This window comes from Mesorhizobium sp. M7A.T.Ca.US.000.02.2.1, assembly GCF_003996995.1.
In the GTDB taxonomy this organism is placed as follows: Bacteria; Pseudomonadota; Alphaproteobacteria; order Rhizobiales; family Rhizobiaceae; genus Mesorhizobium.
Map to the genome: position 1 here is coordinate 1 of NZ_RZTT01000311.1, position 7,311 is coordinate 7,311.

General features: G+C 62.5%; 5 protein-coding genes and 1 pseudogene. 1 reads left to right on the forward strand and 5 read right to left on the reverse strand.

The window, feature by feature from the left end:
- Nucleotides 1-185, forward strand: a 185-nt coding sequence (locus EOD15_RS36315) for a hypothetical protein (RefSeq protein ID WP_210212203.1), incomplete at its 5' end; no start/stop codon positions are given.
- On the opposite strand, the gene pyc is transcribed toward EOD15_RS36315, so the two are convergent.
- The 5 genes and pseudogenes from pyc to EOD15_RS24500 all read right to left on the reverse strand — a co-directional run.
- Nucleotides 178-3,636, reverse strand: coding sequence for a pyruvate carboxylase (pyc, locus tag EOD15_RS24480; RefSeq protein WP_127320413.1), 3,459 nt, complete (start codon nucleotides 3,634-3,636; stop codon nucleotides 178-180). The genes EOD15_RS36315 and pyc overlap by 8 nt on opposite strands.
- 288 nt (nucleotides 3,637-3,924) lie before the next feature.
- Nucleotides 3,925-5,043, reverse strand: a complete 1,119-nt coding sequence (locus tag EOD15_RS24485; RefSeq protein ID WP_127382923.1) for a branched-chain amino acid ABC transporter substrate-binding protein — start codon at nucleotides 5,041-5,043, stop codon at nucleotides 3,925-3,927.
- Between the two features lie 137 nt (nucleotides 5,044-5,180).
- Nucleotides 5,181-5,528: a DUF6867 family protein gene (locus tag EOD15_RS24490; RefSeq protein ID WP_127320415.1), complete on the reverse strand. Its 348-nt coding sequence runs from the start codon at nucleotides 5,526-5,528 to the stop codon at nucleotides 5,181-5,183.
- Between the two features lie 112 nt (nucleotides 5,529-5,640).
- Entirely contained in the window at nucleotides 5,641-6,369 is a 729-nt protein-coding gene (locus EOD15_RS24495; protein WP_127296224.1) for an ABC transporter ATP-binding protein, read from the reverse strand.
- 89 nt (nucleotides 6,370-6,458) lie between these two features.
- A pseudogene (locus EOD15_RS24500) lies at nucleotides 6,459-7,311 on the reverse strand (ABC transporter ATP-binding protein); the annotation flags it as partial.

Sequence of the window (7,311 nt, forward strand, 5' to 3'; positions counted from 1 at the left end):
GTGATATCGTCGGCCATATTTTTTCTCCACATCGTTTCTGCGCCGCGACTCGGGATGCATGCAGCGGCGAATTGAGCGGGCTCGATGCCCGACCGGCGGCGGCGGGTCAAGCTGTTATCGATGATCGAACTGACGCTGCCGCCACGATGCGGACAGCCATCCCCAGGAAGGTATCAATTAGCTGAAAGCGATCAGCAGATCCTTCGCATCGATCTGGTCGCCGGCCTTGACCAGCACCTCGGCGACCGTGCCGTCGCGCTCGGCATGCAGCGCCGTCTCCATCTTCATCGCTTCGATGGAAAGCAGCACGTCACCGGCCTTCACAGCCTGGCCGGCAGCCACCGAAAGCGCCGAGACGACGCCCGGCATCGGTGCGCCGACATGCGCCTCGTTGCCGGGTTCGGCCTTGCGGCGGGCCTTGGCGGCGGACGCGCCATGCGCCCGGTCGGGCACCTTGACACGACGCGGCTGGCCGTTGAGCTCGAAGAACACGGTGACCATGCCCTTCTCGTCGACATCGCCGATGGCCAGGCAGCGCACCACCAGCGTCTTGCCCTTCTCGATGTCGACGAAGATCTCGTCTTCCGGCTTCATGCCGTAGAAATAGGTCGGCGTCGGCAGGACGCTGACCGGCCCATAGGTTTCCTGCGCGCCGGCGAAATCCGTGAACACCTTCGGATACATCAGCCACGAGGCGAATTCGAACTCCGACAGCTTGCGCTCGAGCTTCTCCTCGATTTCCTTGCGGTTGGCCTTGAGGTCGGCTGGCTTGAGCAGTGAGCCGGGCCGCACCGTGATCGGCTTGTCGCCCTTCAGCGCCTTCCTCTGCAGCGCCGTCGGCCACCCGCCTGGCGACTGGCCAAGATCGCCGCGCAGCATCGAGACGACCGAGTCCGGAAAGGCGATATCCTGGTCCGGGTTTTCGACATCGGCAACGGTCAGGTCCTGGCTGACCATCATCAATGCCATGTCGCCGACGACCTTGGAGGACGGCGTCACCTTGACGATGTCGCCGAACATCAGATTGACGTCGTGATAGGTCTGCGCCACCTCGTGCCAGCGCGTCTCCAGTCCGAGCGAGCGCGCCTGTTCCTTCAGATTGGTGAACTGCCCGCCCGGCATCTCGTGCAGATAGACTTCCGAGGCCGGTCCCTTGAGGTCGCTTTCGAAGGCGGCGTACTGGTTGCGCACCGCTTCCCAGTAGAACGAGATTTTCCTGATCCATTGCGGGTCGAGACCGGGGTCGCGTTCGGTGCCCTTCAGCGCCTCGACGAGCGAGCCAAGGCATGGCTGCGAGGTGTTGCCGGAGAAAGCATCCATCGCCGCGTCTATGGCGTCGACGCCGCTTTCCACCGCCGCCAGCACCGTCGCCGCCGACAGGCCCGACGTGTCGTGGGTGTGGAAATGGATCGGCAGGTCGGTCGCCTCGCGCAGCTCCTTGAACAGCACGCGTGCCGCCGCCGGCTTCAACAGTCCGGCCATGTCCTTGACGGCGATGATGTGGGCGCCGGCCGCCTGCAATTCCTTGGCCAGGCCGACATAGTATTTGAGGTCGTATTTCGCCCGCGCCGGATCGAGGATGTCGCCGGTATAGCAGATCGCCGCTTCGATCAGCTTACCCTCGGCGCCGACCGCATCCATGGCGACGCGCATGTTGTCGACCCAGTTCAGGCAATCGAAGACCCGGAACAGGTCGATGCCACCGCTTGCTGCCTGCTTGACGAAATGCTGCACGACATTGTCGGGATAGTTGGTGTAGCCGACGCCATTGGCGCCGCGCAGCAGCATCTGCAACAGCAGATTGGGCGCCGCCTCGCGCACCAGCGACAGCCGCTCCCACGGATCCTCGGTGAGGAACCGCATGGCGACGTCGAAGGTGGCGCCACCCCAGCATTCCAGCGATAGAAGCTGCGGCAAGGCACGCGCATAGGTACCGGCGATGCCGGCAATGTCATGCGTTCGCACACGGGTGGCGAGCAACGACTGGTGGCCATCGCGCATCGTCGTGTCGGTGACCAGCACTTGCCTCTGATCGCGCATCCAGGCGGCGAACTTCTCCGGCCCGAGCACATCCAGCTTCTGCTTGCTGCCGCCGGGCACATTGCCGTTGAGGTAAGGCACCACGGGTGCGGCCGCATCGGCCTTCGGCTGCGGCCGGCCGCGCGTCTCGGGATGGCCGTTGACGCTGACGTCGGCGAGATAGTTGATGAGCTTGGTGGCGCGGTCCTGGCGCTTGACCTGCTGGAACAGTTCCGGCGTCGTGTCGATGAACTTGGTCGTGTAGGAATTGTCGGCGAAGCTCGGATGGTTGATGATCGCTTCGAGGAAGGTCAGGTTGGTGGCGACGCCGCGGATGCGGAACTCGCGCAGCGCCCGGTTCATGCGGGCGATGGTCTCGGCCGGCGTCGGCGCCCACGCCGTCACCTTCTCCAGCAGCGGATCGTAGAAGCGGGTGATGACAGCGCCCGAATAGGCGGTGCCGCCATCGAGGCGGATGCCGAAGCCTGTTGCGCCGCGATAGGCGGTGATGCGGCCGTAATCGGGGATGAAATTGTGTTCGGGATCTTCCGTGGTGATGCGGCACTGCAGCGCGTGGCCGTTCAGCCTTATGTCCTTCTGCGCCGGCACGCCTGATTCCGGTGTGCCGATGGCAAAGCCGTCGAGGATGTGGATCTGCGCCTTGACGATATCGATGCCGGTCACCTGCTCGGTGACGGTGTGCTCGACCTGGATGCGCGGATTGACCTCGATGAAATAGAATTTGCCGGTGTCGGCATCCTGCAGGAACTCGACCGTGCCGGCGCCGATGTAACTGGTCTCGCGGGCGATCTTCAGCGCATGGCCGCAAAGCTCCTCGCGCTGCGACATTTCGAGATAGGGCGCCGGCGCCCGCTCGACGACCTTCTGGTTGCGGCGCTGGATCGAACAGTCGCGCTCGAACAGGTGCACCGCATTGCCATGGGTGTCGCCCAGCACCTGCACCTCGACATGGCGGGCGCGTTCGATCAGCTTTTCAAGATAGACCTCGTCCTTGCCGAAGGCGGCTTTCGCCTCACGCTTGCCTTCGGTGACTTCACGAGCAAGGTCGGCTTCGGCGCGGATGGCGCGCATGCCGCGGCCGCCGCCGCCCCATGACGCCTTCAGCATCACCGGATAGCCGATTTCCTTGGCCAGTTTCTTGACTGCCTCCATGTCATCCGGCAACGGATCGGTGGCGGGGATCACCGGCACCCCGACCTCGATGGCGAGATTGCGCGCCGCGACCTTGTTGCCGAGTCGCCGCATTGTGTCCGGCTTCGGGCCGATGAAGGTGATGCCGGCCTCGGCACAGGCATCGGCGAATTCGGGACTTTCCGACAACAATCCGTAGCCGGGATGAATAGCATCGGCACCCGACAGCCTTGCGACGCGGATCACCTCCTCAATCGACAGATAGCTTTCGATCGGCCCCATGTCCCGGGTCAGATGCGGCCCGCGTCCAACCTGGTAGCTCTCGTCGGCCTTGAAGCGATGCAGGGAGTATTTGTCTTCCTCGGCCCAGATCGCCACGGTTTTGAGGCCGAGTTCGTTGGCCGCGCGAAAAACGCGAATGGCGATTTCGGACCGGTTGGCGACGAGGATCTTCGTGATGGCCAAGGACTGGGCTCCAGCAACGGAAGGAAGAGAAATCGGCGCAATGATTAGCGTGAAAATGCTGCAGTGCAAACGAAATTGACGTGCGCTTAAACCGATTGAAATGGAATCATTGCGCCAGAAGCCCTTCGCATTCATCCGAACAGCAAGAAAAGCGCCGGCTTTGCAGCTAGCGCACGATCATTCACCGGCTAAGGACCCGGCTCTGTCGGCCGCCCCCTGAACGTGATGGCAAAAGAAAATGCCCGGCGCGAGGCGCCGGGCATCCGTGAACGGTCTGGAGACTGACGCTTACATCTTCTGGATGTAGGTGTACTTGCCGTCGTCGCCCTTCTTCCATTCGTACATGACGTAGCCGGGCAGCGTCGGGTCGCCCTTGGCGTCATAGGACAGGTCGCCGAGCACGGTCTTGAACGGGCCGTTTTCATGCAGCGCCTTGGCAACTGCCTGCGGGTCGTTCGACTTGGCAACGGTCGCTGCTTCGGCAAGCGCCTGCACGGCAGCGTAGGCGTAGAGCGTATAGGCTTCCGGCTCGAAACCCTGCGCACGGAACTTCTCGACGAGTTCCTTGTTGGCAGGGATCAGGCGCGGATCCGGGCCGAACGTGTTGAGCGTCCCCGCAACCGCGTCGCCCGCGATCGAAGCCAGCTCGTTCGACACGATGCCGTCGCCGGAAATCAGCGTCGCCTTGAGGCCCTGGTCGGCCGCCTGGCGGATGATCAGGCCGGCTTCGGTATGCAGGCCGCCCCAATAGATGATGGAAACGCCGGCTTCCTTCATCTTGGCGATCAGCGCCGAGAAGTCCTTGTCGCCGACATTGATGCCTTCGTACATGACTTCCGTCACGCCGGCGGCGTTCATCGCCTTCTTGGTTTCGTCGGCAAGGCCCTGGCCGTAGGTGGTCTTGTCGTGCACGACGGCGATCTTGGCGTCCTTGAAGTTTGCGGCGAGATAAGCGCCGGCGATGCTACCCTGCTGGTCATCGCGCCCGCAGGTGCGGAACACGTTCCACAAGCCGCGCTCAGTGAGCTGCGGGTTGGTGGCAGCCGGGGTGATCTCGACGATGTTGTTTTCCGCATAGACTTCCGACGCCGGGATCGAGACGCCCGAGTTGAAGTGGCCGACCACGAACTTGACGCCGTCGCCGACGAACTTGTTGGCAACCGAGATGCCCTGCTTCGGATCGGAGACATCGTCGCCGACTTCGAGCTTGATCTGCTCGCCGTTGATGCCGCCCTTGGCATTGATGTCGGCGACAGCCGCTTCCGCACCCTTCTGAAGCTGTGCGCCGAAGGCGGCATTCGGACCGGTGATCGGGCCGGCAACGCCGAACATTACATCGGCCCACGCGTTGCCGCCGAACGCGACAAGCGCGGTCAGGGCTACGGCGGACAAAAGTGACTTTTTCATTTAAACGCTCCCATTTACGGAGTGGGCGTGGATGAAGCTTTCATGCGATGCCCACCCTTATCGCAGAAAGCATAGTTTGCCGATTTTCAGGCACTTGTCACGCCGATTCAATTCCGAGGCGGCGTTAATGATGAACGTCAACCTTTCGGTTTCCAGCTCAAGATTGAAGCTCTTTCGTAGAGCCAATTATACTGTGTCACCATCTGGTTGGTGCGCGTGTATTGATAGCCGACGAAGCCGAGGATCATCAGCACGATGGTGTCGACGACATAATAATGCAGCGAGAACATGGTGCCGCCGAACAGCGCGTGATGGATGAAGCGGATCGCGATGCCGAGGCCCAGCATATAGGCGAACAGCTGGATGAAGCTGCGCCACGTCTGAGCACTGGCCTTGCCCGTCATCCACGCCGCCCAGCCGCCGAGCAGACAGGTGACGAAGAAGAACTGCCAGATCGAGGGTTCCTCGTAAAGAATGCCCTGCATGGTGAAGTCTCCTTAGCATGACCCCGAAAAGTTGCGGACTTTCCGGACAAAGATCATGCGACAAACAAACAATTTGGAGCGGAATGGCGGATGCACGCATTCCGCTCCGAACTCAGTGGTGTCCGCCTTCGAGATAGGCGGCGCGCACTTCCGGATTGGCGAGCAGCTCCTTGCCGGTGCCGCTCATCGTCACATTGCCGTTGACCATGACGTAGCCGCGCGTGGCGAGCTTGAGCGCGCCGAAGGCGTTCTGCTCGACCAGGAACACGGTCAGCCCCTGGGTGCGGTTCAGTTCGCGGATGGCGTCGAAGATCTGCTTGACGATCAGTGGCGCGAGACCCAGCGACGGCTCGTCGAGCAAAAGCAGCTTCGGCCGTGCCATCAGCGCGCGTCCGATCGACAGCATCTGCTGCTCACCGCCCGACAGCGTGCCGCCGCGCTGGGTGATGCGCTCTTTCAACCGCGGGAACAGCGTGAACACCTTCTCGACGTCCTCGTCATAGTGCTTGAGGTTGTCGAGGCTGGCGCCCATCTGCAGGTTTTCCATCACCGTCATGCGCGGAAAGATCCGCCGGCCCTCGGGCGACTGGGCAATGCGCATGCGCGCGATCTCGTGCGTCGGCATCTGGGTGATGTCGGTGCCGGCAAAGGTGATGGTGCCGGCGCGAGCGCGCGGCGCGCCGAAAATAGTCATCATCAGCGTCGACTTGCCGGCGCCGTTGGCACCGATCAGCGCCACGATCTCACCTTCCTTCACAGTGACATCGACGCCGTTCAGCGCCCGGATGTTGCCGTAATAGGTCTGCACGCCCTTGATATCGAGCAGCGTTGTCGCGGCCATCATTTACGCCCTCCGCGCGGCTTGGCTGTGGGAGGTTTCGCGGCCGGCTTGGCCTTCACCCGCTCGGACGGCTTTCTGGGCGCGGCATTGGCTCTTGCGTCGACTTGACCCGCCTTTGATGCGCCCTTGGCGACCGTAACCCGCTCACCTGAACTGTGGCCCACCGTGTCGGTCACCGGCCCGGCGAGATAGGACGACGATGTCCCCGGACCATGTGCGTAATCCGGCCCGGTATCGAGCTGTTCGATCACATCTTCGTCGCCGACTTCGGTAAGAACCGCCTCGACTTCCTCGTCGTCGACGCCGAGATAGGCGGCGATGACGCGCGGATCCGTGCTCACCGATTGCGGACTGCCGTCGGAGATCTTGCGGCCGTACTCCAGCACCACGACATGGTCGGAGATCTGCATGACCACCGACATGTCGTGCTCGATCAACAGGATCGAGGTGCCGGATGTGTTCTTGATGTCGATCAGCAGCTCGTTCAGCGCCGCCGATTCCTTCGGATTGAGGCCGGCCGCCGGTTCGTCGAGGCACAGAAGTTCGGGTCCCGTGCACATGGCGCGAGCGATCTCAAGGCGGCGCTGCGCGCCATAGGGCAGGTCGCCGGCCGGGTCGTCGGCACGGTCGACAAGATCGGCCTTTTCCAGCCAATGCTTGGCGAGTTCCACCGATTCGGCCGAGGCCTTGCGATAGCCGCTGAAGCCGAAAAGGCCGAGGACCGTATAGCCCGATGCCTTCATCAGTTTGTTGTGCTGGGCGACCAGAAGGTTCTCCAGCAGGGTCATGCCGGAGAATAGGCGGATGTTCTGGAAGGTGCGCGCCACCTTGGCGCGCGCCGGGATTTCATGGTTGGGCAGCCGCTCGAGCAGGAAGGTCGAACCATCGTTCCGGTTGAGCGTGATCATGCCTTCCGACGGCTTGTAAAAGCCGGTGATGCAG